We start from the raw sequence: 910 nt of genomic DNA on the forward strand, positions 1-910 counted from the left end.
CATTTGGGGTGCTGGGTAGTCTGCATCATGTGGTGATGGTCGAGCGCATGGTGCCGGACGAGTTGTGGGAGTTGTTCCAGCGGGTGGTGCCTCCCGCTCCATCACGTCCGCAGGGCGGCGGCCGGCGCCGGTACGGGGATCGCGAGGTGCTGGCCGCGATCATCTTCGTGGCCATGACGGGCTGCACCTGGCGGCAGCTGCCGCCGGTCTTCGGCCCGTCGGGGCCGACCGCGCACCGCCGCTTCACCGAGTGGAGTGCCGCCCGGGTCTGGGCGAAGCTGCACCGCCTCATCCTCGACGAACTGGGCTCGCGCGGAGACCTGGACTGGTCGCGGTGCGCGATCGACTCGGTGAACATACGGGCCTTGAAAGGGGGGAGCTGACAGGTCCGAATCCTGTGGACCGGGGCAAGAAGGGCTCGAAGATCCACTTGATCACCGAGCGGACCGGTTTACCCCTCTCGATCGGGATCTCCGGCGCGAACCTGCACGACAGTCAGGCACTCCAGCCGCTCGTGCGTGGCATCCCGCCCATCCGCTCCCGTCGCGGGCCGCGCAGACGATGTCCCGCCAAGCTGCACGCGGACAAGGGCTATGACTACGACCACCTGCGCCGATGGCTGCGAAAGCGCGGCATCCGGCCCCGCATCGCCCGCAAGGGCACCGAGTCCTCCACCCGGCTCGGCCGGCACCGCTGGACCATCGAACGCACGATGTCCTGGCTGGGCGGCTGCCGACGTTTGCACCGCCGCTATGAACGCAAGGCCGAGCACTTCCTCGCCTTCACCGCCATCGCCTGCAGCCTCATCTGCTACCGCAGACTCACCAAATGAGACGACGTCTAAGGCACTCGGTAGGGAGGGCGATGCGTCGCTCGGAGGTCAGAGTCTTGGTGTCCAACACGGTAAGCC

1 protein-coding gene is annotated in these 910 nt (G+C 67.5%); it reads left to right on the forward strand.

What is annotated here, in order from left to right:
* Window positions 1-35: 35 nt before the first annotated feature.
* A protein-coding gene (locus tag KUM32_RS36665) for an IS5 family transposase (protein WP_254406654.1) occupies window positions 36-832 on the forward strand; the annotation gives its coding sequence in 2 pieces (ribosomal slippage) (window positions 36-371 and window positions 374-832; 795 coding nt in all).
* Window positions 833-910: the final 78 nt, after the last annotated feature.

The sequence above is a fragment of the Streptomyces sp. AC627_RSS907 genome, from assembly GCF_019049165.1.